This window comes from Phycicoccus sp. Soil802, assembly GCF_001429605.1.
Lineage (GTDB): Bacteria > Actinomycetota > Actinomycetes > Actinomycetales > Dermatophilaceae > Pedococcus.
The window spans coordinates 302,359-329,272 of record NZ_LMSS01000006.1 but is presented as its reverse complement, the minus strand read 5'-3'; the positions used below and the strand labels follow the sequence as shown (position 1 = coordinate 329,272).

Here is a 26,914-nt window from a genome sequence, read left to right as displayed (position 1 = left end):
AACGGGATGAGCGCCGTCAGTGGTCCTCGGTAGCGTGGCGACAGTGACCGAGGACGAAACCCTGCTGAGCGCCACCGGGCTGACCAAGACGTTCGGGGACTTCACCGCGGTCGACGGCATCGACTTCGCGGTGCGCAAGGGGGAGTGCTTCGGGTTCCTCGGCCCCAACGGGGCGGGCAAGTCGTCCACGATGAGGATGGTCGGCTGCGTCTCACCGGTGACCAGTGGCGAGCTGAGGTTGTTCGGGCTCGACCCGGCCCGTCACGGCCCCGCCATCCGCGCCCGGCTCGGCAGCTGCCCCCAGCGCGACACCCTCGACGAGGAGCTCACCGTCGAGGAGAACCTCTGGGTCTACGGCCGCTACTTCGGCCTGTCCCGCAAGGAGGTCCGCACCCGAGCCGCCGAGCTGCTCGACTTCGCCCAGCTGACCGACCGCGCCGGCGACAAGGTCGAGCCGCTCTCCGGGGGCATGAAGCGACGCCTCACCATCGCCCGGTCGCTGATCAACTCTCCCGAGATCCTGCTGCTCGACGAGCCCACCACCGGGCTCGACCCGCAGGCCCGACATGTGTTGTGGGACAGGCTCTTCCGGCTCAAGCGGTCGGGGGTGACGCTCGTCCTGACCACCCACTACATGGACGAGGCCGAGCAGCTGTGCGACCGGCTCGTCGTGATGGACCACGGGCGGATCGTCGCCGAGGGGTCGCCCAGGTCGCTGATCGACGAGTACTCCACGCGAGAGGTGCTCGAGCTGCGCTTCGACGCCGAAGACCACCAGGACGTCGCGGAGCAGGTCACCGGGATCGGCGAGCGGGTCGAGGTGCTGCCCGACCGGCTGCTCGTCTACGCCGACGACGGCGACCAGGCCGCCGCGGTGGTGCACTCGCGGGGCATCGAGCCCCTGTCGGCACTGGTGCGCCGGGCCACCCTCGAGGACGTGTTCCTGCACCTGACCGGCCGGACGCTGGTCGACTGATGGCCATGGCCACGCCCCTGCCCTCCGACGCGGGCACCGACGCAGGCGTGCGGAGCCGGGCCCGGCCGGGACCCCGGCAGCCCCTGTCGACCGCCGAGCGGATGCTCGCCGTCTTCTCCTACTTCCTGACCGTCTACCGGCGCACCTGGCGGGGCAGCATCATCGGCCGGTTCCTGTCGCCGTTGTTCTTCCTGCTGGCGATGGGCGTCGGGCTGGGGTCGCTGGTCAACGACCGGGTGGGTGGCGTCGACGGGCTGCCCTACCTGCAGTTCGTCGTGCCGGCGATCGTCGCGACCCAGACCATGTGGGTGGCGATGGGGGAGTCGACCTACCAGGTGCTCGGCTACATCAAGTGGAACATGGGCTACCACGCCATGCTCGCGTCACCGATGTCGGTGCGCGACGTGCTGCGCGGCCACTTCCTCGCGGTGGCGGCCCACCTGACCACCGCCACGACGATCTTCATGGGCGTGGCCGCCCTGTTCGGTGGGTTCCGGTCGGTCGCGGCGGTCTTCTGCCTGCCGATCGCGATCCTCACCGGCCTGGCCTTCACCACCCCCATCTTCGCGTTCACCGCGCGGCAGGAGGGTGACGACGGCTTCAACATCCTGTTCCGCTGGGTGGTCACGCCGTTGATGCTCTTCTCCGGCACCTTCTTCCCGGTCGAGCAGTTCCCCGGCTGGATGCAGCCGATCGCCTGGGTGACCCCGCTGTGGCACGGGGTCGAGGCCTGCCGCGACGTGGCGACGGGCGCGGTGGCCCTGGGACCGTTCGTCGGTCACGTGGCGGTCCTCGCGGTCTACGTCGCCGTCGGCTGGTGGCTCGCCGAGCGCTCCTTCGCCGCGAGGCTGGTCCCGTGAGCGCCCCGACCACGACCCGGCTCACCAGCCTCGTGCCCATGCCGGCCGGGGCCGGTCTCGCGCGGATGCTCGTCGAGCGCAACATCACGTCGTTCCGGCACGGGTGGGTCGCCCTGGTCACCGGGTTCGCCGAGCCGGTGTTCTACCTGTTCTCCCTCGGCATCGGGATCGGGGCGCTCGTGCAGACCGTCACGACCGACTCGGGCGCCGAGGTGTCCTACCCCCAGTTCGTCGCCCCGGCCCTGCTGGCAGCCTCCGCCATGAACGGCGCCGTCTTCGACTCGACCTTCAACGTGTTCTTCAAGCTGCGCTACGCCAAGCTCTACGACGCGGTGCTGGCCACGCCCATGGGTCCGCGCGACATCGCCGTCGGTGAGATCGCCTGGTCGCTGATCCGGGGCGGTCTCTACTCCGCGGCGTTCCTCGTCGTCGCCCTGCTGGCGGGGGCCGTGGGCTCCTGGTGGGCGGTCCTGGCCCTGCCGGCCGCGGTGTTCATCGGTTTCGCGTTCGCCGCGCTCGGCATGTTCGCCACCACGTTCATGAAGTCGTGGGTGCACTTCGACTACATCACCCTCGCGATCCAGCCGATGTTCCTGTTCTCCGCGACGTTCTTCCCGCTCTCCACCTACCCCGAGGCGCTGCAGTGGGTGGTGCGGGTCACGCCGCTCTACCACGGGGTGGCGCTCGAGCGGGCGCTCATGCTCGGGGAGGTCGGCTGGGGCGTGCTGGCCCACGTCGGCTACCTCGTCGTGCTCGGCGCCATCGGGGTGGTGGGCACGGCCCGCCGGCTCGAGAAGCTGCTGCTCTCATGACGTCGTCGACCGGGGACCGGGGCTCGGACCCTGACGTCCGGACGGCCGGGTTCGCCGACCTCGACCCGCTGACCGCCTACCGGCTCTGGGCGCTGCGGTCGGAGGTCTTCGTGGTGGAGCAGGACTGTCCCTACCTCGACCTCGACGGCCGTGACCTCGAACCGCTGACCCGACACCTGTGGGTCGAGCAGGACGGTGTGCCGGTGGCGACACTGCGGCTGCTCGACGACGGCGACGCGCTGCGCATCGGCCGGGTCGCCACGGTGCTGTCGGCGCGCGGCCAGGGGCTCGCCGCGCGCCTCGTGCGGGCCGCCCTGGACCTGGCCGGGGACCGGACCGTGGTGCTCGACGCGCAGTCGCACCTCGTGGACTGGTATGCCGCGTTCGGCTTCGCTCCCAGCGGCCGTGGCTTCCTCGACGACGGCATCCCGCACACGCCGATGCGCCGGTCGGGCCGGGGCTAGCTCGGTCGCGGCGTGTCGCGTGTCGGATGCCGGATTTCGAACAGGTGTTCGGTAGGTTCATCCCCAGGTGGAACTGCCACAGAGCCACCGTCCACAGGTCGTGCGAGCGACCCGGACGGCTGTCGGTGCCGACACCTAGCGTCTGACCCTAAGCAGAGCAGCTGCCCGAGGGTCGAAGGCAGGCGCGCCCGACTCGAAAGAAAGAAGGAATGGTGGCCAAGATGTCTGGAGCGAACTCCGCAACGGTGGACCAGAAGGCAAAGTCCCTCGACAGCGTGATGGGGCAGATCGAGAAGTCGTTCGGCAAGGGCGCGGTCATGCGGCTCGGCGACGACGTCCGACCCCCGATCGACGTGATCCCGACCGGCTCGATCGCCCTCGACGTGGCGCTCGGCATCGGCGGCCTCCCGCGGGGCCGGGTCGTCGAGATCTACGGCCCGGAGTCCTCGGGCAAGACGACCGTGGCACTCCACGCCGTGGCCAGCGCCCAGCGCGCCGGTGGCATCGCGGCGTTCATCGACGCGGAGCACGCCCTCGACCCCGACTACGCCAAGAAGCTGGGCGTCGACACCGACGCCCTGCTGGTCAGCCAGCCCGACACCGGTGAGCAGGCGCTCGAGATCGCCGACATGCTGATCCGGTCCGGCGCCATCGACATCATCGTCATCGACTCGGTGGCCGCGCTCGTGCCGCGCGCCGAGATCGAGGGCGAGATGGGTGACAGCCACGTGGGTCTGCAGGCGCGGCTGATGTCGCAGGCGCTGCGCAAGCTCACCGGTGCGCTCAACACCACCGGCACCACGGCGATCTTCATCAACCAGCTCCGCGAGAAGATCGGCGTCATGTTCGGCTCGCCGGAGACCACCACGGGTGGCAAGGCGCTGAAGTTCTACGCCTCGGTGCGCCTGGACGTGCGTCGCATCGAGACCCTCAAGGACGGCAGCGACCCGGTCGGCAACCGCACCAGGGTCAAGGTCGTCAAGAACAAGGTGGCCCCGCCGTTCAAGCAGGCCGAGTTCGACATCCTCTACGGGCAGGGCATCTCCCGTGAGGGTGGCCTGATCGACATGGGGGTCGAGCAGGGCTTCGTCCGCAAGGCCGGCGCTTGGTACACCTACGAGGGCGACCAGCTCGGGCAGGGCAAGGAGAACGCCCGGCAGTTCCTCAAGGACAACCCCGACCTCGGCAACGAGATCGAGAAGAAGATCAAGGAGAAGCTCGGCATCGGGCCGCAGGTCGACAAGCCGGCGGAGGCAGCGGTGCCCGAGGTCCCGGTCGAGTTCTGAGTCGTACCCACCGATTGACCGACTGACATGACTGATCGACACGACGCGGCCAGGGCAGCCATGGAGGCTGCCCTGGCCGCGACGGGTGGGTCCTCGGCCGCGCCGGCGAGGTCGCGACCCGAGGCGTGGCAGCCGATCCCCGGCGACCCCGAGGCCGACCTGCAGACCCGCGACGGTGAGCCGGACGCCTACGACGTGGCGCGCCAGATCGTGCTGCGCCAGCTGGCCCTGTCACCCAAGAGCCGCCAGCAGCTGCGCGACAAGCTGCGCACCCGCAACTGCTCCGACGACGTCGCCGAGGCGGTGCTCGACCGGATGACCGACGTGGGGCTGGTCGACGACGAGGCCTACGCGGGGATGCTGGTGCGCTCCCAGCAGGCCGGTCGGGGGCTGGCCAAGCGGGCGCTGGCGCGCGAGCTGCGCACCAAGGGCGTGGACGACGAGACGGCCAAGGCGACCCTCGACCAGATCGACCCCGAGGCCGAGCGCGACCGAGCCGCCCAGCTCGTCGCCAAGAAGCTCCGGTCCATGCACGGGCTGGAGCCGCTGGTGCAGAAGCGGCGGCTGGCCGGCATGCTGGCGCGCAAGGGTTACCCGCCCGAGCTGTCGATGGCCGTGATCCGAGAGGCCATCCACGCCGCCCCCGAGCACCAGCGCGACTGAGCCGGTGCCCGCACCACGTACCCTTGGCGATGCCATGACGACGCACGCCACCGCGCCCCAGAGCGCTGCCAAGACCTACGACGTCCGCACCCACGGGTGCCAGATGAACGTGCACGACTCCGAGCGCCTCGCCGGGCTGCTCGAGACGGCCGGGTACGTCGACGTCAACAGCCTGCCCGCGGGCGCGCGGCCGGAGGCGGCCGATGTGGTGGTCTTCAACACCTGCGCGGTGCGGGAGAACGCCGACAACAAGCTCTACGGCAACCTCGGCCAGCTGCGGCCGGCCAAGACGCGGAACCCCGACATGCAGATCGCCGTGGGCGGCTGCATGGCCCAGAAGGACCGCGCGACGATCGTGCAGCGGGCACCCTGGGTGGACGTCGTCTTCGGCACCAACAACATCGGCAGCCTGCCGGCCCTGCTCGACCGAGCCCGCCACAACCGGCGCGCCGAGGTCGAGATCCTGGAGAGCCTCGAGGTCTTCCCGAGCACGCTGCCGACCCGACGTGACTCGGCCTACGCCGGCTGGGTGTCGATCTCGGTGGGCTGCAACAACACCTGCACGTTCTGCATCGTGCCGAGCCTGCGCGGCAAGGAGGCCGACCGACGCCCCGGCGACGTGCTGGCCGAGGTCGAGGCGCTCGTGCAGCAGGGAGTCGTCGAGGTGACCCTGCTCGGCCAGAACGTCAACACCTACGGCGTCGAGTTCGGCGACCGCCTGGCGTTCGGCAAGCTGCTGCGGGCCTGTGGCGACATCGACGGGCTGGAGCGGGTGCGCTTCACCAGCCCGCACCCGGCCGCCTTCACCGACGACGTCATCGCCGCCATGGCCGAGACGCCCAACGTCATGCCGAGCCTGCACATGCCGCTGCAGTCGGGCTCCGACCGGGTGCTCAAGGCGATGCGGCGGTCCTACCGCAGTGACAAGTTCCTCGGGATCATCGACCGCGTCCGCGAGCAGATCCCGGACGCCGCGATCACCACCGACATCATCGTCGGGTTCCCGGGCGAGACCGAGGCCGACTTCGCGGAGACCCTGCGGGTGGTCCGCGCGTCGCGCTTCGCGAGCGCCTTCACCTTCCAGTACTCCATCCGCGCGGGCACGCCCGCCGCGACGATGCCCGACCAGCTGCCGAAGGCCGTCGTGCAGGAGCGGTACGAACGACTGCTCGCTGCCCAGGAGGAGATCTCCTGGGCCGAGAACCGCACCGTCGAGGGTCGTGACGTCGAGGTGCTGGTGGCCACCGGCGAGGGCCGCAAGGACACCGAGACCCACCGCCTGTCGGGACGGGCGCGGGACAACCGGCTGGTCCACTTCGCGGTGCCCGACGGGGCCGAGCGCCCGCGACCGGGTGACCTGGTGACGGTCGGGGTCACCTACGGCGCCCCACATCACCTGGTGGCCGACGCGGCGCTCGGTGGAGGCACCTACGCGGTGCGTCGCACCCCGGGCGGCGACGCGTGGGCGGCGCTGCAGGATGCACCGGTCCCCGGCAAGCCGGCGGTGGCGCTGGGCATGCCGGGGGTGGGGCGACCGGTGGCACCGCCAGCCACGTCGTGCGGGTGAACCAGGCTGCGGGTGATCTGAAAGACTCCGGCGCATGACAGTTCGCCCCATCGTCATCACCGGGGAGCCCGTGCTCCACCGTCGCGCCGAACCGGTGGAGAAGTTCGACGACGACCTGCGCGGCCTGGTCACGGACATGTTCGAGACCATGGACGCTGCCCACGGTGTGGGCCTGGCCGCGCCCCAGATCGGCGTCGGGCTGCGGGTCTTCACCTGGCAGATGGACAACGACGACGGGGTGCCCGCGCGCGGAGTCATCGTCAACCCCTACGTCACCGCGACGAAGCCGTCGGTCGACGAGCCCGACCCGCACGACGAGGCCGAGGGCTGCCTGTCGGTGCCGGGCGAGAGCTTCCCGCTCAAGCGTGGTGACCGGGCCACCGTCACGGGGTTCGACGTCGACGGCGGCGAGCTGTCGTTCGAGGCGAGCGGCTGGTTCGCCCGGTGCATGCAGCACGAGTACGACCACCTCAACGGCTTCCTCTACATCGACCGGCTCAACGACCGGTGGGGCAAGAAGGCCCGCAAGGCGGTCAAGAACCAGGGCTGGGGCAAGCCCGGCTTCTCGTGGCTCCCGGGTGTGGACCCCGACCCGTTCGGCCACGACGACCACGACCACGAGCACGACCTCTGAGCCGGTGACCTCCCACCCATGACGACGCCATTGGTCGTCGGCGTCGTCGGTCCCACCGCCACGGGCAAGTCCGACCTCGCGCTCGACCTCGCCGAGGCCCTGGGCGGGGAGGTCGTCGGCGCTGATGCGAGCCAGCTCTACCGGGGCATGGACATCGGCACCGCAAAGGTGCCGCCGGCCCAGCGACGCGGCATACCGCACCACCAGCTGGACGTGCTCGACGTCGTGGCCGAGGCCAGCGTGGCCGCCTACCAGGTGGCGGCGCGCGCGGACCTCGCGGCCATCCAGGGGCGGGGGCGCCACCCGATCCTGGCGGGGGGCTCGGGACTCTACGTCCGGGCGGCGCTCGACGTGCTCGAGATCCCGCCGACCGATCCCGAGGTCCGGTCCCGGCTCGAGCGCGAGGCCGAGGAGGTCGGTCCGGCGGAGCTGGGCACGCGACTGCGCGACCTCGACCCTGCCGCCGCGGCGGCGATCGAGCCCGGCAACACGCGCCGCATCGTCCGCGCGCTCGAGGTCATCGAGCTGACCGGGCGGCCGTTCTCGGCCACCATGCCGACCCGCACCTCCCTGCAGCCGACCGTGGTGCTGGGGCTGCGGATGCCGCGCGCGGTGCTCGATGTGAGAGTGGCCACGCGGGTGCGACGCATGTGGGAGCAAGGGCTGCTCGAGGAGGTGCGGCACCTGGAGACGCTGGGGCTGCGGAGGGGGCGGACGGCGTCGAGGGCACTGGGCTACGCGCAGGCGCTCGCCGAGCTCGACGGCACGATGACGACCGAGCAGGCCCAGGACGAGACCACCGCACTGACCCGCCGGCTGGTCCGTCGCCAGGAGTCCTGGTTCAACCCGGACCCCCGCGTCACCTGGCTCGACGCCCTCGCCCCGGACCTGGCGGAGCAGGCGGTGGAGGTGGTGCAGGCTGCCATCAGGGACAATGGTGCGCATGGCTGACCAGACCGCCTTCACCAAGGGCCACGGCACCGAGAACGACTTCGTCCTCGTGCCGGACCTCGAGGGCGTCCGCGACCTCTCGGCTCAGCAGGTGGCGCTGCTCGCCGACCGGCGAGCCGGCATCGGCGGCGACGGCGTGATCCGGGTCGTCCCGACGGCGCTCGCCACCGAGCCCGGCGTGCTCGCCCAGGCAGCCGGCGCGCGCTGGTTCATGGACTACCACAACGCCGACGGCAGCGTCGCCGAGATGTGCGGCAACGGCACGCGGGTCTTCGCGACCTACCTGCGGCGCGAGGGCCTGGAGACCGCCGACGAGTTCGCCATCGCGACGCGGGCCGGCACCAAGGTGGTGCGGTTCGAGTCACCGGAGCTGATCGCGGTCAACCTCGGTCCGTGGCGCCTCGCCCAGCAGGCCATCGCCGACGAGGAAGGCTTCGACGCGCTGGTCCACCTCGAGCGCCACGAGCCGCTCTCGGCGTTGACCCTCGACCTGGGCAACCCGCACACCGTCGTGGCCCTGCCTGAGGCCGTCGACCTCGACTCCCTCGACCTGCACCTGCCCCCGGTCGTGAACCCACTGCCGGAGTACGGCACGAACGTCGAGTTCGTCCGGCCGATGGGGGCTGGTCACGTCCGCATGCGGGTGCACGAGCGGGGGGTGGGGGAGACCCGCTCCTGTGGGACCGGGGCGGCTGCCGCCGCACTGGCCACGCGGTTCTGGGCCGGCGACGTCACCGACACGTGGACCGTCGACGTGCCGGGCGGGCGACTGCGGGTGCGCGCGCTGCCCGGCCAGGAGGTCGAGCTGGCCGGTCCGGCCGTCCTCGTCGCCGACGGCACCACCGACCTGGTCTAGCTGGCGGAGCGACGCACCTCGAGGATCCGGAAACCCTTGTCCGAGGCGAACCGGGACACCGCATACGTGGCGGGGTCGAGCTGCTCACCCAGCCAGCGTTGCAGCGAGTCGGAGCCGAGGTTCTTCTGCACCACGAGGTGCGCGACGCCGCCCGGCGCCAGCCGGGGGAGCCAGGTGAGCATCAGCTCGTGCAGCACCGCCTTGCCGACCCGGATGGGCGGGTTCGACCAGATGGCGTCGAACCGCACGTCCTCGGGTATGCCGTCCGGCTGGCTCGCGTGCAGCCGGTCGAGTCCCAGCGACGCCGCCGTGCTGCGGAGCAGGTCGAGCGCCCGCTCGTTGACGTCCACGGCATACACGGTGGCCTCCGGGGACCGGAGCGCGAGGGTGAGGGCGATCGGGCCCCAGCCACAGCCGAGGTCGAGGAGGGTGCCCGACGCGGGTGGTGCGGGGGCGTGCCGCAGCAGCACCGCCGTGCCCTGGTCGACGCCGCCGGGGCTGAAGATGCCGGCGGCCGAGCGCACCTCGACGGTCCGTCCAGCGAGGCGCACGGTGATCGTGCGCTGCTGGGCGGGGCTGGCCGGCTCGGCCGTGAAGTAGTGATCCTGCGTGCTCATCGGGGCCAACGGTAGACGGAGCGGACCGTAGTGAGTCGCGGTGGTCGATGCTCCAGGTGTGCCTCGTGTGGTGGTCGTGGACTAAAAGTGGTCGCCGCGGTGGTTGAAAGGGTGAGATTCTTGAGGGGACATGACACTGAAGCGATCAGACATCTTTGACCTGAAGGCCACCGCCCTGGCGAGCGAGGACGAGTTCCTCCCCCGCGACGGGGCCGGCTACGACGGCGACCAGTACGACCGCGAGGACCGCGCTGCCCTGCGCCGCGTCGCGGGGCTGTCCACCGAGCTCGAGGACATCACCGAGGTCGAGTACCGCCAGCTGCGCCTCGAGCGCGTGGTGCTCGCCGCGGTCTGGACCGAGGGCACGGCCGAGGACGCCGACAACTCGATGCGCGAGCTCGCGGCCTTGGCCGAGACCGCGGGCTCCACCGTGCTCGCCGGCCTGGTCCAGCGCCGGGCCAAGCCCGACACGGGCACCTACCTGGGCTCTGGCAAGGCGGTCGAGCTGCGCGACATCGTCATCGCAGAGGGCGCCGACACCGTCATCTGCGACACCGAGCTCACGCCCAGCCAGCGGCGCGCGCTCGAGGACGTCGTCAAGGTCAAGGTCATCGACCGCACCGCCCTGATCCTCGACATCTTCGCCCAGCACGCGAAGTCCAAGGAGGGCAAGGCGCAGGTCGAGCTGGCCCAGCTCCAGTACCTCCTGCCGCGCCTTCGTGGCTGGGGTGAGTCGATGTCCCGGCAGGCCGGTGGTCAGGCTGCAGGTGGCCAGGGAATGGGCTCGCGTGGTCCGGGTGAGACCAAGATCGAGCTGGACCGTCGGCGGATCAACACCCGGATGGCCAAGCTCCGCCGCGAGATCAAGGAGATGAAGACGAGCCGGGACACCCGTCGGCTCTCCCGCAAGGCCAACGAGGTGCCGAGCGTCGCGATCGCCGGCTACACCAACGCCGGCAAGTCGTCGCTGCTCAACCGGCTCACCGGCGCCGGCGTGCTCGTCGAGAACCAGCTGTTCGCCACCCTCGACCCCACCGTGCGCCGCGCCGAGACCGAGGACGGCCGCCTCTACACGCTGGCCGACACCGTCGGGTTCGTGCGCCAGCTCCCGACCCAGCTGGTCGAGGCCTTCCGCTCGACCCTGGAGGAGGTGGGCGACGCCGACCTGCTGCTGCACGTCGTCGACGGCTCGCACCCCGACCCCGAGGGCCAGATCAGCGCCGTGCGGGCCGTCCTCGCCGATGTCGACGCCGCCTCGGTGCGCGAGGTCATCGTCGTCAACAAGGCGGATGCCGCGGACCCCGAGGTGCTCGACCGGATCCAGCGGCACGAGAAGCACTCGATCGTGGTCTCGGCCCGCACCGGCGCCGGGATCGAGGAGCTGCGGACCCTGATCGCCGAGGAGCTGCCGCGTCCCACCATCGACGTCGAGGTGCTGGTGCCCTACGACCGTGGCGACCTCGTCAGCCGGTTGCACCAGGAGGCCGAGGTGCTCTCCAGCGAGCACACCGGCACTGGCACGCTGGTGAAGGCCCGGGTGCACGCCGACCTGGCCGGTGAGCTCGCGGCCTTTGCCGCCTAGCCTGCCCGACCCGGTGGAGATCCGGCTCGGCGGGCTCGAGACGCCCCAGGTTGCCGCCCTCCTCACGGAGCACCTGGCGGACATGCGGCGCTACTCACCGCCCGACAGCGTGCACGCCCTCGACCTCGACCGCCTGCGGACGCCCGACCTGACCTTCTGGAGCCTCTGGGACGGCGCCGAGGTGCTCGGCTGCGCCGCGCTGCGGGAGCTCGACCCTTCCCACGGGGAGCTCAAGTCGATGCGTACCGCAGCGGCCCATCGCCGGCGCGGGGTCGCCGCCGCGCTGCTCGACCACGTGGTGGCCGAGGCGCGCCGGCGCGGCTACGCCCGGCTGAGCCTCGAGACCGGCTCACCGGCCGAGTTCGCCCCCGCGCGCACGATGTATGCCGCGTACGGCTTCACGACGTGCGGGCCCTTCGGTCCGTACCTCGACGACGAGTTCAGCGTCTTCATGACCCTCGACCTGACCGCGCAGCAACCCGAGCCGCTGTCTACGCTCGAGCCATGACGATCGGACTCACCGGTGTGACCGGCCACGTGGGACGTCGGGTCCGCGAGCTGCTCCCCGACACCGGACAGCCCCTGGTGCTGCTGGCGAGGACCCCGTCGAAGGTCACCGCCGGTCCGCGCGACGAGGTGCGGCCGTGCGACTTCGCCGACCCCGAGGGTGCTGCCCGCGCGCTGGCCGGGGTCGACACGCTGCTCATGGTCTCGGCGTCCGAGGCGGCCGACCGCCTCGAGCAGCACCGGTCCTTCGTCGCAGCTGCGGCGCGGGCCGGGGTGCGGCACGTCGTCTACACCTCGTTCCAGGGAGCTGCCCCCGACTGCACCTTCACCCTGGGTCGCGACCACTGGGCCACCGAGCAGGCGATCCGCGAGGCGGGGCTGGGCTTCACGTTCCTGCGCGACAGCTTCTACGCCGACTTCCTGCCGCTGATGGCCCAGGACGGCGTGATCCGCGGTCCCGCCGGTGACGGACGGGTGGCTGCCGTGGCCCGCGCCGACGTCGCGGCGGTGGCCGCCGTGGTGCTGGCCGATCCCCCCGCGCACGCCGGCGCGGCATACGACCTCACCGGACCCGAGGCCCTCACGCTGGCCGAGGCGGCGGCGGTCATCACGGAGGTGACCGGCACCCCCACGCGCTTCCTCGACGAGACGCTGGAGGAGGCGTACGCCTCACGGGCGTCCTACGGTGCGCCCGACTGGCAGGTCGACGCGTGGGTGTCCACCTACACCGCCATCGCCGCGGGGGAGGTCGCCACTGTCTCGGACGCCGTGCCGCGGCTCACCGGCCGGCCGGCCGCCCGCTTGCGCGACCTGCTCACCGAGGACTGAACCGGCTCAGCCGGGCAGCCGGTAGACCGACACGTGCGACGGCGAGTCCGCGGTGAACAGGGAACGGTCCCAGTCGGCGTACCGGCCCTCGAGCGTGAAGCCGGCCAGCTGGGCCATCAGGTCGAGCTCGGCCGGCCAGACGTAGCGGTGCGGGCTGACCCCGTGCGAGGCCTCCCGCCCCCGTCCGAACCGGAAGTGGTGTGAGACCACCTGCTGGTGCAGCACGTCGTAGGTGTCGAGACCGACGTAGCCGTCCTCGCTGGCGAACACGGCCGCCGGTGACCCCGGTGGGAGGGAGCGCAGCTGCGGCACCCAGAGCTCGATGACGAACCGGCCTCCGGGACGCAGGTGACGCGCCGCGTTGCGGAAGCACTCGACCTGGCCGGACTGCTCCAGGATGTTGGAGATCGTGTTGAACACGAGAAACACCAGGGAGAACTCGCCGGGCACCCGCGTCGTCGTCATGTCGCCCTCGACGACGGGCAGGTGCGGTGCCTTCTCGCGCAGCCGGTCGAGCATCGGCCGCGAGAGCTCGATCCCGCTGACCGGCACCCCGCGCTCGGACAGGGGGATGCTGACCCGGCCGGTGCCGGCGGCCAGCTCCAGGGCAGCACCGTCCTCGGCCAGCTCGGCGAGCAGGTCGACGATGGGCCCCAGCACGTCGGGGGCGAACATGCCCTCGCCCGGGGTGTCGTACTCCGCTGCGGTGGTCTCGTCCCAGATCTCGTCCTGGTGCATGGTCCGACCGTGGCACGTCGTCAGAGGCGGCGCATCCCCGTGGTCAGCACCACCGGCTCGCCCGCCTCGTCGGAGGCGTCGAGGTCGACCACTGCCTCGATCACCCAGTCGTGGTCGCCGTCGGGGTCGTGCAGGGTCTGGCGCACTTCCCAGAGGCGGTGGTCGCGGTCAGGCTCGGTGGCGCCGGGCGGAGGGCCGTTGACGGCGCTCACCGCGAGCAGCTGCGGGCCGCGGGCATCGGAGTCGGTGGCGATGCTGTCGTGGTCTGCGTAGTAGGCGCCGAGGGCCTCGTCCCAGGCTGCCTCGTCGACGAGGACCGCACGCGGGGGCTCGCGAAGGGCCGCGTTCGCGGCGTCGAGCTGGGCCAGGTCGCCGAACCGGTCCCGGGCGGCCAGCTCCACCCTCCGGAACATCGCGTTGCGCACCATGACGCGGAAGGCCCGCTCGTTGGCCGTGATCGGGCGGGCCGGCCGGGTGCCCCCGTGCTCGTGCAGGCCCTCCAGCTCCTCGAGGCGCTCGTTGGCGTCGGGGTCGGACAGCGCCTCCCACTCGTCGAGCAGGGAGGAGTCGGTCTGGCGCACGGTCTCGCCGAGCCACTCGAAGAGGTCGTCGAACTGCTCGCTGCGGTGAGCGGCCGGCACCGTCTGGCGCAAGGTCCGGTAGGCGTCGGTCAGGTAGCGCAGGACGAGGCCCTCCGACCGGGCCAGCTGGTAGGCGGAGACGAACTCGGTGAACGTCATCGCCCGCTCGTACATGTCACGGACGACGGACTTGGGGGAGAGGGCGGACTCGGACACCCAGGGGTGGCTCTGCCGGAAGATCTCGAAGGTCGCCTCGAGCAGGTCGGCCAGGGGCCGCGGCCAGGTGACCTCCTCGAGCACCGCCATCCGCTCGTCGTACTCCACGCCGTCGGCCTTCATCTCGGCGACGGCCTCGCCCTTGGCCTTGAACTGCTGGGCCATCAGGACCTGGCGGGGGTCGTCGAGGATGGCCTCGATGACCGACACGACGTCGAGGGCGTGGGTGGGCGACTCGGGGTCGAGGACGTCGAAGGCCGCGAGGGCGAGGGGGGCGAGTGGTTGGTTGAGGGCGAAGTCGTCCTGCAACCCACCCCGGACCTCGATGGTCCGGCCGTTCGGCGCGGGCGGTGAGATCCGTTGCAGGACACCGGTGTCCAGCATGCTCTTGCCGAGGGTGATGGCCCGACGCGACAGCCGCGCCTGGTTGCGCGGGGTCTCGTGGTTGTCGCGCAGGAGGTGGCTCAGCGCGCGCACCGGGTCGCCGGGCCGTTGCACCACGTTGAGGATCATCGAGTGGTCCACCCGCATCCGCGAGACCAGCGGCTCCGGGTCGGCCGCGACCAGCTTGTCGTAGGTCTGCTCGGTCCAGGAGACCTCGCCGTCGGCGGGCTTGCGGCGCTGGACCTTCCTGAGCTTCTTCGGGTCGTCGCCGGCCTTGGCGATCGCGCGGGCGTTGTCGATGACGTGCTCAGGTGCCTGCACCACGACCGACCCGCTGGTGTCGAAGCCGGCCCGACCGGCCCGACCCGCGATCTGGTGGAACTCCCGTGCCTTGAGGATCCGCTGACGTGAGCCGTCGAACTTCACCAGTCCGGTGAACAGCACGGTGCGGATCGGCACGTTGATGCCGACGCCCAGGGTGTCGGTGCCGCAGATGACCTTGAGCAGGCCGTCCTGGGCGAGTTGCTCGACCAGCCTGCGGTAGCGCGGGAGCATCCCCGCGTGGTGCACCCCGATGCCCGAGCGGACCAGGGTGGACAGGGTGCGCCCGAAGCCGGCGGTGAACCGGAACCCGCCGATCCGCTCGGCGATCGCGGCCCGGTCGGCCTTGACGGTGCCCTTGAGGGACAGCAGGGCCTGGGCCTGCTCCAGAGCTGCCTGCTGGGTGAAGTGCACGACGTAGACCGGTGACTGGCGGGTCGTGAGCAGCTCCTCGATCGTCTCCGGGAGCGGCGTGAGGACCCAGCTGAAGCTGAGCGGCACCGGCCGCTCGGTGCCCGTCACGAGGGCGGTGCCGCGACCGGTGCGCCGGCTCAGGTCCTCCGAGAGCTCGGTGAGGTCGCCGAGCGTCGCGGACATCAGGATGAACTGCGCCTGGGGGAGCTCGAGCAGCGGGACCTGCCAGGCCCAGCCTCGGTCGGGCTCGGCGTAGAAGTGGAACTCGTCCATGATGACCAGGCCGACGTCGGCGTCCGGGCCCTCGCGCAAGGCGATGTTGGCCAGGATCTCGGCCGTGCAGCAGATGATCGGGGCGTCGGGGTTCACCGAGGCGTCGCCGGTGAGCATCCCGACCTCGGACGCCCCGAAGATCTCGCACAGCGCGAAGAACTTCTCGCTCACGAGGGCCTTGATCGGGGCGGTGTAGAAGCTGACCCGGTCGGTGGCCAGCGCCGCGAGGTGGGCGCCGGTGGCGACCAGCGACTTGCCCGAGCCGGTCGGGGTCGAGAGGACGACGTTCTCCCCGGCCAGGAGCGAGATCAGCGCCTCCTCCTGGTGGGGGTACAGGGGGGTGCCCTGGTCACGCGCCCAGCCCTCGAACGCGGCATACACCTCATCGGGCCCGGCCCCCTCGGGCAGCAGGGCGTCGAGGGTCAGCGGCGGGGCGGAAGGCATCGCCGGCCATCCTCCCATCCTCAGGGCTACGGGCGAGCCCGACGGGTCGCCCAGCGCGCGAGGTCGATCCGGTTGGCGGTGCCCGTCTTGGTCAGGAGGTGGCTGACGTGCGAGCTGACCGTCTTCTCGCTGAGCACCAGCTCGCGGGCGATCTCGCCGTAGGTGCGCCCGGCCACGATGTGGGCGAGCACCTCACGTTCACGGCCGGTCAGGTGAGCGGCGTCCCCGACGCGGTCGGTGCCCGCCGCCGTCGCCCCCGACACCGCGGACGGCAGGACGGGGTCCGCGACGGGGACCCTTGCCGTCCGGGCCAGTGCGGTGACCTGGTCGAGGACGGGCTGTGCCGCCAGCTGCCTGCCGAGCCGGTGGGCCCGGCGCAGTGCGGCAACGGCCTCGGTTCGACGAGCCGTTCCCTGGTCGAAGAGCGCTTCGGCCAGCCGCCAGGAGGCGTAGCACTCCTCCCAGGGCAGGAGGTCGCGCAGGGACTCGGCGGCCCGCACCCAGGCGTCGGCACGGTCCGGTTCGAGGCGGGCCCGGGCGCGTTCCGCGGCGTACAGGGCGTCGAAGCCAGCCAGCTCCCGGTCGTAGAACTCGCCCCCGCCGGCGTCGGCGATCGGATGCGGGAACCGGCGCTCCAGCTCGTCGAGCTCGTCCAGCACCGGCTGGGGGTCCTCGAGCGCGTCGCGGCAGGCTTCGGCCAGGTCGGCGAGGCCACGGGCCGCCAGCGGCATGAGCCACTCGCACTGGGTGGGCGGCACGCCGGGGTTCGAGGTCCCGACGAGAGCGGCGGTGACGCACCCCCTCGCGTCGCCCGCCGCAATCCGGACCATGGCGCGGGTCGCGTCGAACTCGAACGGAAGGAAGGTCGAGGTCTCGCCGAACAGCTCGTCGGCACGGGCCAGGTGTCCCTCGGCCTCGCGCACCCGGCCCTGGAAGGCGGCCAGCTGTGCAGCGCGGAGCCGGGCGGCGACGTCGACGAGGGCCCCAGGGGTGCGACCCAGCGCGTAACGCAGCAGGCTCTGGCAGGTGCGCCACTCGCCGCGCTGGAGCTGGCCCTGGGCCTCGCCCGTCGCCAGCCAGGCGATGTACGGGTGCGGCAGCCCCAGCTCGATGAGCTGCTGCCGGCGGCCTGCCACGCGCGCCGTCCAGCGAGGGTCGGCGTTGCCGCCGACGGAGTTCGCTTCCCACATTGCCGCGTGGCCGAACGCGAAGCCGTCGCCGGACCGTACGGCGCACGCCACGGCCTCCGCCCCCCAGGCCTCGGCGTCGGCCACGTGGCTGAGGTAGACGGCGTGCATGGCGTTGGCTGCCAACGCGTAGGCCAGCGCACGGGGGTGACTGGTCGTCCTGGCCCGGGTGAGCGCCTCCGCGGCCAGCGCCGGAGCGTCGGGGTCGTTGGCCCAGAGCCCTGCGTGCGCCGACTCGGCCAGGGCGAAGGCGTGCTGCCACGAACCAGGCTCGGCGGCTGACAGCTGCGTCGCCCGCGCGAGCTCGCCACGGTCGAAGAAGCCGAGACCCTTCATGAAGCGCAGGTGCTGGCGGCGGACCACGAGCTCGGCCTCGTCCAGCGGGCCCAGGTCGCCGTCGTCCAGCAGCGCCTCGGTCGCGTCGAGCTCAGTGTCGAGGTCGCCGTCGCGCTCCGCAGCGACGCGCAGCCGCGACCAGAGGTCCGTCGGTGTCTCGGACGGTTGCTGAACCAGCGTCCGGACCTCGATCATCCGGCGCAGCATCCTGACCAGGCTCGCCCAGGCCTGCCCGTCCTCGGCGGCGGCCGCGGCGCGACAGGCCCAGGTGTAGGCAGCCTCCGCGTCGTCGGCGCGATGGAGGTGGTCCGCGACCAGCACCAGGGAATCGAGGTCTGGCGCGGTGGGGGACAGGCGGCTCTGCAGGGCTTGCGCGTAGCTGGCGTGGAGCTGCTGGCGCTCGGGGTGCGACAGACTCGCCTCGAGTGCCTCTGCCTGCAGCGGGTGGTGGAACCAGTAGCCGTCACCGTCGACGGCGTCGAGCACCCCCGCGTCGACGCACTCACGCAGCAGTGGCCCCGGTTCGTCGACGCCGGCCAGCCGGAACGCGTCCTCGAGCGCCTGGCCGCGCGCGACCCTGCCCCCGACGGCGACGACGCGCGACAGCTCCCGTGCTGGTGGCGAGAGCTGGTGCCAGGGCCGCAGCACGGCCGAGACGAGGGTGTCGGGGAGCAGGCCTTCGTCCAGGGACGTCGCGGTCGGGGGCAGACCGGTCACGAGCAGCTCGTTGAGGTACGCATTGCCACCGGTGCGGCCGTGCACCTCACGGACGAGGGTGTCGTGCGGCTCATCGCCGAGGAGCCCCCGGAGCTGCGCCCGAGTCTCCTCGAGGTCGAGGGGACCCAGCGCGAGCTCGGTGAAGCCCGGCAACCGGCGCACGTCCGACAACCAACGGGCCAACGGGTGGCCCGGGCCGACCTCGCCGCGCCGCACGGTCATGAGGAGGGCGAGCCGGCGTGCGGGGAGCCCGGCGACCACCCACATGAGCACGTCGAGGGTCGCCTGGTCGGCCCACTGGAGGTCGTCCACCACCAGCGCCACAGGACGCTCCGCGCAGCGTTCGGCCAACCAGCCGTCGAACTCCTCCGCGGGGTCGGTGCCGAGGGATCTCCGCACCACCATGCGCAGCGGCAGGAGGGGGACGTTGAGGGTGGCGAGCGGCAGACAGGTCCCGGTCAGCACGAGGACGTCCCTGGCCTGCGACCCGGCGTGCTGGGCGAGGCGGGTCTTGCCGACACCTGCGTCGCCCGTGATCAGCACCGCCCGACCGGTGCCGGCGCGCGCTGAGGCCAGGGCGGCGCTCAGCTCGCCCACCTCGTCCACCCTGCCGACGAAGACGTCCCCCGAGGGGATGTCCGACGGTCCCACGGCCCCAGTGTGGCCTCACGACCGCTCTCGACGCACCCTCATTTGAGGGGGTTGGTGGCTGCTTCTCAGGGGGTCCTCCCGATGTGGCTCAGGTGCCTCCCGCCGGACCGTGGAGGAGTCAGCAGGGATCACCTCTCGAAGCACCAGGAGCACACCGTGAACGCACACCAGCACCAGCACCGCACCATCACCTCGACCCGGCGCGCCTGGGGCGTGCTCGCCGCTGCCACCCTCGTCGTCGCCGTCAGCGCGTCGCCCGCCGCGGCCCGGCAGGACCCCGGCCAGATCGACACCCCGGCGCCACCGACCACCGCCACCCACTTCTGCTCGCTGGAGCGCGTGGGGACCCAGTTCGTCGCGTGCGACAACCTGACGGGGAACGGTGTCCCGGCACCCCGTTGGGTGCACGAGAGGTGAGATCACGCGGCGGGCCGTGGCTCGGGTGGGGACGGTCGACCCACCCACCCGAGCCACGGCATACGCTGACCCAATGGCTTCACTCGACGACCTGTTGCACGCCGCCGTCCAGGGAGTCGGGGGAGTCGAGCGGCCGGGCCAGGTCGAGATGGCCCACGCGGTCGAGGACGCCGTGGCTGCCGACGAGCACCTGCTGGTGCAGGCCGGCACTGGCACCGGCAAGTCGCTGGCCTACCTGATCCCAGCCGTCATGCACGCCCAGCAGACCGGCAAGCCGGCCGTCGTGGCGACCGCCACCTTGGCCCTGCAGGCCCAGATCGTCGACCGCGACATGCCCCGGCTGGCCGAGTCCATCGCCCCGCTCCTCGGGAAGCGCCCGACCTACGGGCTGGTCAAGGGGCGGCGCAACTACCTGTGCGCCCACAAGCTCGAGGGTGGCTTCCCCGACGACGAGGACGGGCTGTTCGAGGTCGGCGAGGTCGACCGGGCGGCGTCCCGGCTCGGCCAGGAGGTCGTCCGCCTGCGGGAGTGGGCCGAGACCACCGAGTCGGGCGACCGCGACGAGCTGGTGCCCGGGGTCAGCGAACGGGCCTGGCGCCAGGTGTCCGTCAGCGCCCACGAGTGCATGGGGAGCAAGTGCCCGGCGTTCGCCGACTGCTTCGTGGAGCGGTCCCGTGAGGCCGCCAAGGACTGCGACGTCATCGTCACCAACCACTCGTTCATGGCGATCGACTCGTTCGAGGGCCGGCAGATGCTGCCCGAGCACGACCTGCTCGTGGTCGACGAGGCGCACGAGCTGGTCGACCGGGTGACCTCCACGATCACCGACGAGATCACCCCCTCGATGGTCGCGGCGGCGGCCAAGCGGGCGGCCCGCATCGCCGAGTCCACCGACGCCGTCGACGACGCCTCGGTCTTCCTCCAGGGCGTCCTGGACGAGCTCCCCGAGGGCAAGCTCAACGGCATACCCGACGCGCTGTCCCTGGCCCTCGCTCGGGTGAGGGACACGACCCGGCAGGTGCAGTCGGAGCTCAAGCCCGAGAAGGGCGTCGAGCCCGACGGCGCCCGCAAGGTGGCCCAGGCCGCCATCGACGAGATGTTCGAGAACTCCTCGCGCATCCTCGAGCAGCGCGACCTCGACGTCGTGTGGGTCAGCCGCGACCAGCGCCGCGGCTCGGTGCTGCGGGTGGCGCCCATGAGCGTTGCGATGTTGTTGCGGGACAAGGTCTTCGGTGACCGCACGGTCGTCATGACGTCGGCGACGCTCGAGCTCGGCGGCACGTTCGACGCGGTGGCCGGCACGATGGGGCTGCGTGGCGAGGGAGCCCCGCAGTGGCGTGGCCTCGACGTGGGCAGCCCGTTCGACTACCCCCAACAGGCCATCGCCTACGTGGCGCAGCACCTGCCGGCACCCGGCCGCGACGGCCTCAGCGAGCAGACCCTCGACGAGATCGAGGCGCTCGTGCGGGCGGCGGGCGGACGCACGCTCGGGCTGTTCTCCTCCATGCGGGCGGCCAAGGAAGCCACCGAGGCGATGCGCGAGCGGTTCGACGGCGACATCGGTTTCCTCTGCCAGGGCGAGGACCAGATCACGACGCTGGTGCGCCAGTTCGCCCGCGACCCGCGCACGTGTCTCTTTGGCACCCTCACCCTGTGGCAGGGCGTGGACGTGCCGGGCTCGGCGTGCCAGCTGGTCATCATCGACCGGATCCCCTTCCCGCGACCCGACGACCCGCTGTCGTCGGCACGCTCGCAGGCCATCGCCCGGATGGGCGGGAACGGCTTCATGGCCGTCTCCGCCACCCACGCCGCGCTGCGGCTGTCCCAGGGCGCGGGGCGGCTGATCCGCCGGGCCGACGACCGGGGCGTGGTCGCCTTCCTCGACTCCCGCATGATGACCGCGAGGTATGCCGGGTTCCTCCAGCGCTCGCTGCCTCCCTTCTGGCCGACCACCGACCGCGAGCGGGTGCTCGCCGCCCTCAAGCGTCTCGACGAGACCGCGGCACCGCCGATGGAGGTGCACGAGCCGGCGCTGCGGGGGATCACCGGTGCCCTGGTCGGCACCACGATGGGTGGGACCGGTGAGGATGCCGCCGCCGAGCACCCGCGGCCGGTGGCTGACGCACCGCCGCCCGCCGAGTCGGCGCGGACCGCGGTCACGGCCGGTCATGCCTGGACGGCGGAGTCCGACGAGGAGCTGCGCGACGGCGTGGAGCTCGGCTTGTCGGTGGACGAGCTGGCGGAGAGCCTCGAGCTGCCTGCTGATGTGGTCGCGGCCCGGCTCAAGGGGCTCGGCCTCGAGGCGACCGGGGCGGCCACGCTGGCCTTCGAGTAGCTGCCGGCCCAGTGACTCCCGTGCCAGCCGGGCTGGTGGGTGATACTGGCGCGATGACGGACACGTGCAGGCTCCACGTCGTCGGTGACGGGCCGGTGGCCGAGGCCCTCCTCACGCTGGCGGCACCGCTGGGCTGGTCGGTGACGTCCTCGACGGACGACCCCGGTGTCCCCGGAGGCGTCGACGCCCTCGTGGTGACCAGCCACCACGACGGGGTGGACGGTCCGGCGATCCGGGCAGGCCTGGAGGCCGGCACGGCATACATCGGCGGGATGGGGTCGCGCCGCACCCAGGAACGTCGCCGCGAATGGCTGTTGGAGAACGGCGTGGCCGAGGAGGCGCTCGCGACCGTGCACGCGCCCATCGGGCTCGACATCGGTGCCAACGCGCCGGGCGAGATCGCGGTGGCGATCCTGGCCGAGGTCATCGCCGTCCGGGCCGGCCGGACCGCCGCCGGGTCGGTGGGCGACCGCCAGGGACCGATCCACCCGGACCTGCCCGCCGGCGACGCCTACTGCCCCGGCGGGTGACCGAGCCGACCTGTCGGTCCGTCATGGGAGGCTGTGCCCCGTGACCGCCACCGCGACGCGCACCGTCCCGCCCCTCGTCCTGATCTCGGGGCCCGAGGCCGTCATCGCCGACCGCGCGCTCGGAGCCACGCTCGACGACCTCCGCGCCGTCGACCCCGAGGTCGAGGTGATCCGGCTCTTCGCGGAGACCTACGAGGCCGGCGCGCTGGGCATGCACGCGAGCCCGTCGCTGTTCGGCGGCGCGAAGTGCATCGTCGTGGCCGACCTCGACGAGGCGCCCGACGAGCTGCAGGAGGACCTGCTGGCCTTCCTCGCCGCGCCCGAGCCCGACGTCACCCTGGTCGTCACCCACAAGTCGGGCCAGCGTGGCAAGAAGGTGCTGGACACCCTCAAGAAGTCGCAGGCCCGGGTCCTCGAGGCCCCGGCCATCAAGTCCGACCGCGACAAGACCGACTTCGCCACCCACGAGTTCCGCGCGGCGGGTCGCCGAGCCACCCCCGACGCCGTGCGGGCCCTCATCGAAGCGGTCGGCAAGGACGTGCGCGAGCTCGCCGCTGCCTGCCAGCAGCTCGTCGCCGACACGACCGGCACGATCGACGAGGAGCTCGTGGCCCGGTACCACGGGGGCAAGGTCGAGGCGACCGGCTTCAAGGTGGCCGACGCGGCGGTGGCCGGCAGCGCCGGCGAGGCGCTGCGGCTGTTGCGGCACGCCATCGCCACCGGGGTCGACCCGGTGCCCATCGTGGCGGTGCTCGCCCAACAGCTGCGCCAGCTGGTCAAGGTCGGGGCGGCCGGGCGCGGTCGGTCGGCCGAGGTGGCCCGCGACCTGGGCATGGCGCCGTGGCAGGTCGACAAGGCCCGACGCGGTCTGTCCGGATGGGGCCCCGAGGGTCTGGCCGAGGCGATCCAGGCGGTCGCCCACGCTGACTTCGAGGTCAAGGGCGGGGGCCGCGACCCGGTCTATGCGGTCGAGCGAGCCGTGCTCACGATCACCCGGGCCCGCACCGGTCGATGACGTCAGCCGGTGACGTTTTGGGGGAGTGGCCCCCTCGCTGGTAGATTTACCCGTCGCGTGCGCGCATGGTCGTGCGCGCATGCAGCTTCATCCAGAGCCACTCAACCACAGGTGCCCCACGCCTGGTCCCGAGAGGCTTCTGCCGCCCTCTAACGGCAACCACCGACCAACCAAGAGAGACACACCTGTGGCAAACATCAAGTCCCAGCTCAAGCGGATCAAGACGAACCGCACGGCGACCGAGCGCAACAAGGCCGTCAAGAGCGAGCTCAAGACCTGGATCCGCAAGTTCCAGAAGGCCGTCGACGCCGGCGACGCAGCGGCGGCGAAGGATGCCCTCGCGACCGCCAGCAAGAAGCTCGACAAGGCTGCTGGCAAGGGCGTCATCCACGCCAACCAGGCCGCCAACAAGAAGTCGGCCATGGCGAAGAAGGCCGCCTCGCTCTGACGCGAGTCGCCTCCACGGCAGCAAGGGCCGGTCACCCACTGGGTGACCGGCCCTTCGCGTTGCCCCATGGCTCAGGTCACCCGCAGGGACCAGCCTCAGGTCGCCGCACGGACCGCCGCAGCCACCTCGTCGAACCGCTCGCGGTCGAGCACCGCTCCCTCGCGCCGTACCGCTGCCGGGTCCACCCGCAGGATCCGGTCCACCCGCACCTCGCTGGGGCGGCCCTTCCCGTCCCACGCGCCGGACCCGATGTCCTGCCAGTGCCGACCGTGCCGGGCCTCCTGCGCGTGGTCGCGGTCGTGGTCCTTGCTGGTCAGCATCAGGGCCAGCAACCACCGACCGTCACGTCCCACGAGGAGGACCGGTCGGTCCTTGCCCTGGCGGTGGTCCTCCTCGTACGGCACCCAGGTCCACACGATCTCGCCGGGATCGGGCTGCCCGTCAGGCTGGGGGGCGTAGGTCAGGTCAGGGGTCCCCGTGAAGTCGCCCGGGTACGTCGACCGAACCTGCTGCGTCGACCGAACCTGCTGCGTCGACCGAACCTGCTGCGTCGACCGAACCTGCTGCGTCGTCCGAACCTGCTCGAGTGCGCCGCTCTGCGGCGTGGTGGTCCGCGGTGGCGCAGCCGGACCCGGAGCCGTCGTGGCCCCTCGTCGCCAGAGCTGGGTCAGTCGCGAACGCAGGGAAGCCATGCCCACCACGCTAGCCGGGACCCATGGCTGTGGACGGGAGTCGTGTTGGTGGGCGTCGTCGTGGTGGGCGTCGTCGTGATGGGCGTGGTCCGGCTGTTGTGGCCTGATGGGAATCGTCTCCCTCACGACTGAGGCGACGGCGTCAGAACGGAGGTGGCTCCTCGGGACCCGCTCTCGCTGAGCTGCTCCGGTCGCCCCTCCGGTGGTGCTCCCGGCAACGATGCAGGAGATGCCGGCTCACCCGAAACCTGGGCCGACCCGTTCGGCGTCGGTCACGTTCGGCTCCGGCCAGGTGGTGCGCGAGCTCGTCCTCCCACGCCGACCAGTGGGCGCCGACCTCGTCGACCGGAGGTGAGTCGGCCGGCGGTGACCCGCCGCGCCGCGTCTCCGCTGCGCTCAGCTCGGGCGAGCGCGACCCATGGACTGGCGCTCCCAGCCTGTCCTTGTCGTGCGCGTGCTCGTCGCGCGCATGCTTGTCGTGCGCGTGCTTGTCGTGCCCGTGCCCGTGCCCGTCGTGCGCGTGCTTGTCGCGCCCGTGCCCGTCGCGCATGGGCTCGGCGTCGTGCGGCGCATCGCGTTCGAGCTGGAGGAAGTCGATGGGCAGGGTGGCGCGCGTCCGCCCGGCGGGATCGGTCCAGGTGACGGTGGCGTCGGGCTCGATGCGCACCCGCCATCGGACGGTCTGCTTGATCCGGTGGTGCCGGCGGCACAGGCAGATGAGATTGCCCGCCTCTGTCGGTCCCGATGGCCACGGCCGCACGTGGTCGAGGTCGCAGAACACCGCACTGACCGTGCATCCCGGGAATCGGCACCTGCCATCGCGTGCCTTGACCAGCTCGACCAGCGTCGGAGGTGGTCGGTAGGCCGCTGACTCGGTCGTACCGGGCCGCCCGCAAGCGGTGGCGCGGTCCACGGCGAGCAGCGCACCGGTGTCAGCCTGGCAGGCCACCACGCCTCGGCGGGTGCGCTGGGTCGCGCCACTGCCGTCAGTCGGGTCACTGGAGCTGGTCGAGTCAGGGCGATCGGCTGGCTCGGTCGCGACGACGTGCTCCAGCCACTCACGACGGACGTGGGTGTTGCCCGGCATCCCGAGGCCCGCCACCGTCACCAGGGCATCGTCCTCGGCCGGCCACGCGAGCGAACTGGACGCAAGCCCAGCCGGCTCCGCGACCGAACCCGACGCGCGTCCAGCCAGCCTCGCCACCGCGCCTGACGCCCGCTCAGCCGCATCGGCGAAGCCACTGTCAGCTGGCGTGCTCGGTGCCTCCGAGGCGAGTCGGTCAGCGGGCACGGCGAGCTGGACCACGAACGTGCCCGTCGCCCGGGAGTGGATCAGGTCCATCAACGCGTCGGCCCGCGCCTCGTCGACGCCGCTCGCGCGGCCATCGCGGACGTACTGTCGTGCCAAGCCGTCGATGACCGCCCACCCGCTGCGGGCCTGCTCGACCGGGAAGCTCCCCATCCACGTGTCGACCCCGGGTTCGTCGCCGGGCCACCGACGCAGGCTCCGTGCGGCCCGTGCCCGCGCGGCCTTGGCCCGCACCAGGTCGGCGTCGACGGCACCGAGCACGCGTCGCACGCGGCGACGCAGCATCGCGGGCGGCTCCGTGCCCAGCGAGCCCTCGAGCCTCGCGCCGACCTCTCGGCACACCTCCGGGCTGGCCTCACGCAGCTCCTCGCAGACGATCCCGGCGCGGTAGGCATCCAGCCGACCGGAGGCCATTGCCTCGAGAAGGAAGGGCGCTCGGGTGACGACCTCCACTGCGACGGTCATCCGACTCGTGGCGGCCGCGTCGCTGAGGCCGAGCTGGTCGCTGACCAGCGCGGGCGCGTCCAGTCGCTGGTGCCCCAGCCCGCGGTGCTGCTCGACCACCGTGCCGTCCTCGAGCTCGACGTCCTCGATCGCAGCCAGGTGGGCCATGGCGAGCACCTGCAGCGCAGCAACCTGGTTCGTGAACGACTGGCACTGCTCCGCAAGGGCGACCAGCTCCGGCACCGATCGGCGCCGGCCGTCCGCCCGCAGTCGAGCCAGCTCCTCGCGGAGCGGCGCGGCGACGACGGCTGCATCGAACATGTGTTCGAGTCTAGGTCCGGGGTCCGACAGCGCCAGGCGCGTGGGCAGGGAGCCGGTGACCTCAGGCGTTGCGGCGCACGCCTTCGGCGACGGCGGCGAAGCGCACCGCGTCGATCGCCGCGCCCTCCCGCCGGATGCGGCTGGGCTTGACCCGGATGATGCGGTCGACCCGCACCTCACTGGGTCGCCGCTGCCGATCCCATGCGCCGACCCCGACGGGGACCCGGTCGGACGGTGTCCGTCGCCGAGGGTCGGTGCCGGCCCGCAGCTTGGTGGTCAGCATGACCCCGAGCAGCCAGCGTCCATCGCGGCCGATGAGCAGCACCGGACGGTCCTTGCCCTTGCGGTGGTCGTCCTCGAACGGCACCCAGGTCCAGACCACCTCGCCGGGGTCGGGCCGCCCGTCGGCGACGGGGGAGTACTCCATCTCGGGCACGCCGGTGAAGTCACCCGGATAGGCACCGGTCAGCCACCTGACGATCCGCCGCACCCAGCTGTCCTGCGCGACCTGCGAACGCGTCGGGTCCCCCATGAGGGC

25 protein-coding genes are annotated in these 26,914 nt (G+C 72.0%); 18 read left to right on the top strand and 7 right to left on the bottom strand.

Annotated elements, in window-relative coordinates; translation table 11 throughout:
- The first annotated feature begins 34 nt into the window (after nucleotides 1–34).
- From ASG91_RS15590 to dapF, 10 genes are all read left to right on the top strand, one after another.
- Nucleotides 35–976, top strand: a complete 942-nt coding sequence (locus ASG91_RS15590) for an ABC transporter ATP-binding protein (protein WP_200961333.1) — start codon at nucleotides 35–37, stop codon at nucleotides 974–976.
- Nucleotides 977–981: 5 nt separating this feature from the next.
- Nucleotides 982–1,836, top strand: coding sequence for an ABC transporter permease (locus ASG91_RS15585; RefSeq protein WP_162257547.1), 855 nt, complete (start codon nucleotides 982–984; stop codon nucleotides 1,834–1,836).
- Nucleotides 1,833–2,648, top strand: coding sequence for an ABC transporter permease (locus ASG91_RS15580; RefSeq protein WP_235545688.1), 816 nt, complete (start codon nucleotides 1,833–1,835; stop codon nucleotides 2,646–2,648). Before ASG91_RS15585 ends, ASG91_RS15580 begins: the two co-directional genes overlap by 4 nt.
- Nucleotides 2,645–3,112, top strand: coding sequence for a GNAT family N-acetyltransferase (locus ASG91_RS15575; RefSeq protein ID WP_056923546.1), 468 nt, complete (start codon nucleotides 2,645–2,647; stop codon nucleotides 3,110–3,112). Before ASG91_RS15580 ends, ASG91_RS15575 begins: the two co-directional genes overlap by 4 nt.
- A 221-nt stretch (nucleotides 3,113–3,333) precedes the next feature.
- Nucleotides 3,334–4,398 carry a recombinase RecA gene (gene recA / locus ASG91_RS15570; protein WP_056923798.1) on the top strand — a complete coding sequence of 355 codons (1,065 nt, stop codon included), beginning with the start codon at nucleotides 3,334–3,336 and terminating at the stop codon, nucleotides 4,396–4,398.
- Between the two features lie 27 nt (nucleotides 4,399–4,425).
- Nucleotides 4,426–5,061 (top strand): regulatory protein RecX, encoded by a 636-nt coding sequence (locus ASG91_RS15565; protein ID WP_235545686.1) that lies wholly within the window; start codon nucleotides 4,426–4,428, stop codon nucleotides 5,059–5,061.
- A gap of 34 nt (nucleotides 5,062–5,095) precedes the next feature.
- Nucleotides 5,096–6,628: a tRNA (N6-isopentenyl adenosine(37)-C2)-methylthiotransferase MiaB gene (gene miaB, locus ASG91_RS15560; protein ID WP_056923544.1), complete on the top strand. Its 1,533-nt coding sequence runs from the start codon at nucleotides 5,096–5,098 to the stop codon at nucleotides 6,626–6,628.
- A 34-nt stretch (nucleotides 6,629–6,662) separates the two neighbouring features.
- Nucleotides 6,663–7,262: a peptide deformylase gene (gene def, locus ASG91_RS15555; RefSeq protein WP_056923543.1), complete on the top strand. Its 600-nt coding sequence runs from the start codon at nucleotides 6,663–6,665 to the stop codon at nucleotides 7,260–7,262.
- An 18-nt stretch (nucleotides 7,263–7,280) separates the two neighbouring features.
- Nucleotides 7,281–8,213: a tRNA (adenosine(37)-N6)-dimethylallyltransferase MiaA gene (gene miaA, locus ASG91_RS15550; RefSeq protein WP_056923542.1), complete on the top strand. Its 933-nt coding sequence runs from the start codon at nucleotides 7,281–7,283 to the stop codon at nucleotides 8,211–8,213.
- The gene (gene dapF, locus ASG91_RS15545) at nucleotides 8,206–9,069 is read left to right on the top strand and encodes a diaminopimelate epimerase (RefSeq protein WP_056923797.1); all 864 of its coding nucleotides are present in this window, start codon (nucleotides 8,206–8,208) and stop codon (nucleotides 9,067–9,069) included. The genes miaA and dapF overlap by 8 nt, the downstream gene beginning before the upstream one ends.
- On the opposite strand, the gene ASG91_RS15540 is transcribed toward dapF, so the two are convergent.
- Nucleotides 9,066–9,686: a class I SAM-dependent methyltransferase gene (locus ASG91_RS15540; protein WP_056923541.1), complete on the bottom strand. Its 621-nt coding sequence runs from the start codon at nucleotides 9,684–9,686 to the stop codon at nucleotides 9,066–9,068. The genes dapF and ASG91_RS15540 overlap by 4 nt on opposite strands.
- 130 nt (nucleotides 9,687–9,816) lie before the next feature.
- On the opposite strand from ASG91_RS15540, the gene hflX reads away from it, so the two are divergent.
- The 3 genes from hflX to ASG91_RS15525 are packed head-to-tail and all read left to right on the top strand — an operon-like array spanning nucleotide 9,817 to nucleotide 12,603.
- A complete protein-coding gene (hflX, locus tag ASG91_RS15535) occupies nucleotides 9,817–11,268 on the top strand; it encodes a GTPase HflX (protein WP_056923540.1) in 1,452 nt (483 codons plus the stop codon).
- Nucleotides 11,269–11,281: 13 nt separating this feature from the next.
- A complete protein-coding gene (locus ASG91_RS15530; protein WP_056923539.1) occupies nucleotides 11,282–11,776 on the top strand; it encodes a GNAT family N-acetyltransferase in 495 nt (164 codons plus the stop codon).
- A complete protein-coding gene (locus tag ASG91_RS15525; RefSeq protein ID WP_056923538.1) occupies nucleotides 11,773–12,603 on the top strand; it encodes an NAD(P)H-binding protein in 831 nt (276 codons plus the stop codon). The genes ASG91_RS15530 and ASG91_RS15525 overlap by 4 nt, the downstream gene beginning before the upstream one ends.
- Nucleotides 12,604–12,609: 6 nt before the next feature.
- Here ASG91_RS15525 and ASG91_RS15520 read toward each other — a convergent pair whose 3' ends face one another.
- Genes ASG91_RS15520 through ASG91_RS15510 form a run of 3 tightly spaced genes read right to left on the bottom strand, consistent with a single transcriptional unit; the run spans nucleotide 12,610 to nucleotide 18,865 of the window.
- Nucleotides 12,610–13,341: a class I SAM-dependent methyltransferase gene (locus tag ASG91_RS15520; RefSeq protein WP_056923537.1), complete on the bottom strand. Its 732-nt coding sequence runs from the start codon at nucleotides 13,339–13,341 to the stop codon at nucleotides 12,610–12,612.
- 20 nt (nucleotides 13,342–13,361) lie between these two features.
- Complete coding sequence (locus ASG91_RS15515) at nucleotides 13,362–15,974, bottom strand: RNA helicase (protein ID WP_056923536.1); 2,613 nt, start codon at nucleotides 15,972–15,974, stop codon at nucleotides 13,362–13,364.
- 26 nt (nucleotides 15,975–16,000) lie between these two features.
- On the bottom strand, nucleotides 16,001–18,865 hold the full coding sequence (locus ASG91_RS15510; RefSeq protein ID WP_056923535.1) for a helix-turn-helix transcriptional regulator: 2,865 nt from the start codon (nucleotides 18,863–18,865) through the stop codon (nucleotides 16,001–16,003).
- Between the two features lie 156 nt (nucleotides 18,866–19,021).
- On the opposite strand from ASG91_RS15510, the gene ASG91_RS15505 reads away from it, so the two are divergent.
- From ASG91_RS15505 to rpsT, 5 genes are all read left to right on the top strand, one after another.
- A complete protein-coding gene (locus tag ASG91_RS15505) occupies nucleotides 19,022–19,282 on the top strand; it encodes a hypothetical protein (RefSeq protein ID WP_056923534.1) in 261 nt (86 codons plus the stop codon).
- Nucleotides 19,283–19,355: 73 nt separating this feature from the next.
- Complete coding sequence (locus ASG91_RS15500) at nucleotides 19,356–21,617, top strand: ATP-dependent DNA helicase (RefSeq protein ID WP_056923533.1); 2,262 nt, start codon at nucleotides 19,356–19,358, stop codon at nucleotides 21,615–21,617.
- A gap of 53 nt (nucleotides 21,618–21,670) precedes the next feature.
- A complete protein-coding gene (locus tag ASG91_RS15495) occupies nucleotides 21,671–22,147 on the top strand; it encodes an XdhC family protein (RefSeq protein WP_056923532.1) in 477 nt (158 codons plus the stop codon).
- Nucleotides 22,148–22,187: 40 nt separating this feature from the next.
- Nucleotides 22,188–23,162: a DNA polymerase III subunit delta gene (gene holA, locus ASG91_RS15490; RefSeq protein ID WP_056923531.1), complete on the top strand. Its 975-nt coding sequence runs from the start codon at nucleotides 22,188–22,190 to the stop codon at nucleotides 23,160–23,162.
- A 187-nt stretch (nucleotides 23,163–23,349) separates the two neighbouring features.
- A complete protein-coding gene (gene rpsT, locus ASG91_RS15485) occupies nucleotides 23,350–23,610 on the top strand; it encodes a 30S ribosomal protein S20 (protein WP_056923530.1) in 261 nt (86 codons plus the stop codon).
- 95 nt (nucleotides 23,611–23,705) lie between these two features.
- Here rpsT and ASG91_RS20300 read toward each other — a convergent pair whose 3' ends face one another.
- The 3 genes from ASG91_RS20300 to ASG91_RS15470 form a co-directional block, all read right to left on the bottom strand.
- Complete coding sequence (locus ASG91_RS20300) at nucleotides 23,706–24,302, bottom strand: type II toxin-antitoxin system PemK/MazF family toxin (protein WP_082594267.1); 597 nt, start codon at nucleotides 24,300–24,302, stop codon at nucleotides 23,706–23,708.
- Nucleotides 24,303–24,444: 142 nt separating this feature from the next.
- On the bottom strand, nucleotides 24,445–26,376 hold the full coding sequence (locus ASG91_RS20745; protein ID WP_056923529.1) for an HNH endonuclease signature motif containing protein: 1,932 nt from the start codon (nucleotides 26,374–26,376) through the stop codon (nucleotides 24,445–24,447).
- A gap of 61 nt (nucleotides 26,377–26,437) precedes the next feature.
- Nucleotides 26,438–26,908 carry a type II toxin-antitoxin system PemK/MazF family toxin gene (locus tag ASG91_RS15470; RefSeq protein WP_056923528.1) on the bottom strand — a complete coding sequence of 157 codons (471 nt, stop codon included), beginning with the start codon at nucleotides 26,906–26,908 and terminating at the stop codon, nucleotides 26,438–26,440.
- Between the last annotated feature and the right edge of the window lie 6 nt (nucleotides 26,909–26,914).

Bases quoted from the DNA above. Each gene is read 5' to 3' on its own strand.
- ASG91_RS15515 (WP_056923536.1), bottom strand. From the start codon at position 15,974: ATGCCTTCCGCCCCGCCGCTGACCCTCGACGCCCTGCTGCCCGAGGGG.
- ASG91_RS20745 (WP_056923529.1), bottom strand. From the start codon at position 26,376: ATGTTCGATGCAGCCGTCGTCGCCGCGCCGCTCCGCGAGGAGCTGGCT.
- ASG91_RS15575 (WP_056923546.1), top strand. From the start codon at position 2,645: ATGACGTCGTCGACCGGGGACCGGGGCTCGGACCCTGACGTCCGGACG.
- ASG91_RS15540 (WP_056923541.1), bottom strand. From the start codon at position 9,686: ATGAGCACGCAGGATCACTACTTCACGGCCGAGCCGGCCAGCCCCGCC.
- ASG91_RS15500 (WP_056923533.1), top strand. From the start codon at position 19,356: ATGGCTTCACTCGACGACCTGTTGCACGCCGCCGTCCAGGGAGTCGGG.
- miaA (WP_056923542.1), top strand. From the start codon at position 7,281: ATGACGACGCCATTGGTCGTCGGCGTCGTCGGTCCCACCGCCACGGGC.
- ASG91_RS15520 (WP_056923537.1), bottom strand. From the start codon at position 13,341: ATGCACCAGGACGAGATCTGGGACGAGACCACCGCAGCGGAGTACGAC.
- ASG91_RS15565 (WP_235545686.1), top strand. From the start codon at position 4,426: ATGACTGATCGACACGACGCGGCCAGGGCAGCCATGGAGGCTGCCCTG.
- ASG91_RS15495 (WP_056923532.1), top strand. From the start codon at position 21,671: ATGACGGACACGTGCAGGCTCCACGTCGTCGGTGACGGGCCGGTGGCC.
- recA (WP_056923798.1), top strand. From the start codon at position 3,334: ATGTCTGGAGCGAACTCCGCAACGGTGGACCAGAAGGCAAAGTCCCTC.
- def (WP_056923543.1), top strand. From the start codon at position 6,663: ATGACAGTTCGCCCCATCGTCATCACCGGGGAGCCCGTGCTCCACCGT.
- ASG91_RS20300 (WP_082594267.1), bottom strand. From the start codon at position 24,302: ATGGCTTCCCTGCGTTCGCGACTGACCCAGCTCTGGCGACGAGGGGCC.
- ASG91_RS15470 (WP_056923528.1), bottom strand. From the start codon at position 26,908: ATGGGGGACCCGACGCGTTCGCAGGTCGCGCAGGACAGCTGGGTGCGG.
- miaB (WP_056923544.1), top strand. From the start codon at position 5,096: ATGACGACGCACGCCACCGCGCCCCAGAGCGCTGCCAAGACCTACGAC.
- hflX (WP_056923540.1), top strand. From the start codon at position 9,817: ATGACACTGAAGCGATCAGACATCTTTGACCTGAAGGCCACCGCCCTG.
- ASG91_RS15525 (WP_056923538.1), top strand. From the start codon at position 11,773: ATGACGATCGGACTCACCGGTGTGACCGGCCACGTGGGACGTCGGGTC.
- ASG91_RS15585 (WP_162257547.1), top strand. From the start codon at position 982: ATGGCCACGCCCCTGCCCTCCGACGCGGGCACCGACGCAGGCGTGCGG.
- dapF (WP_056923797.1), top strand. From the start codon at position 8,206: ATGGCTGACCAGACCGCCTTCACCAAGGGCCACGGCACCGAGAACGAC.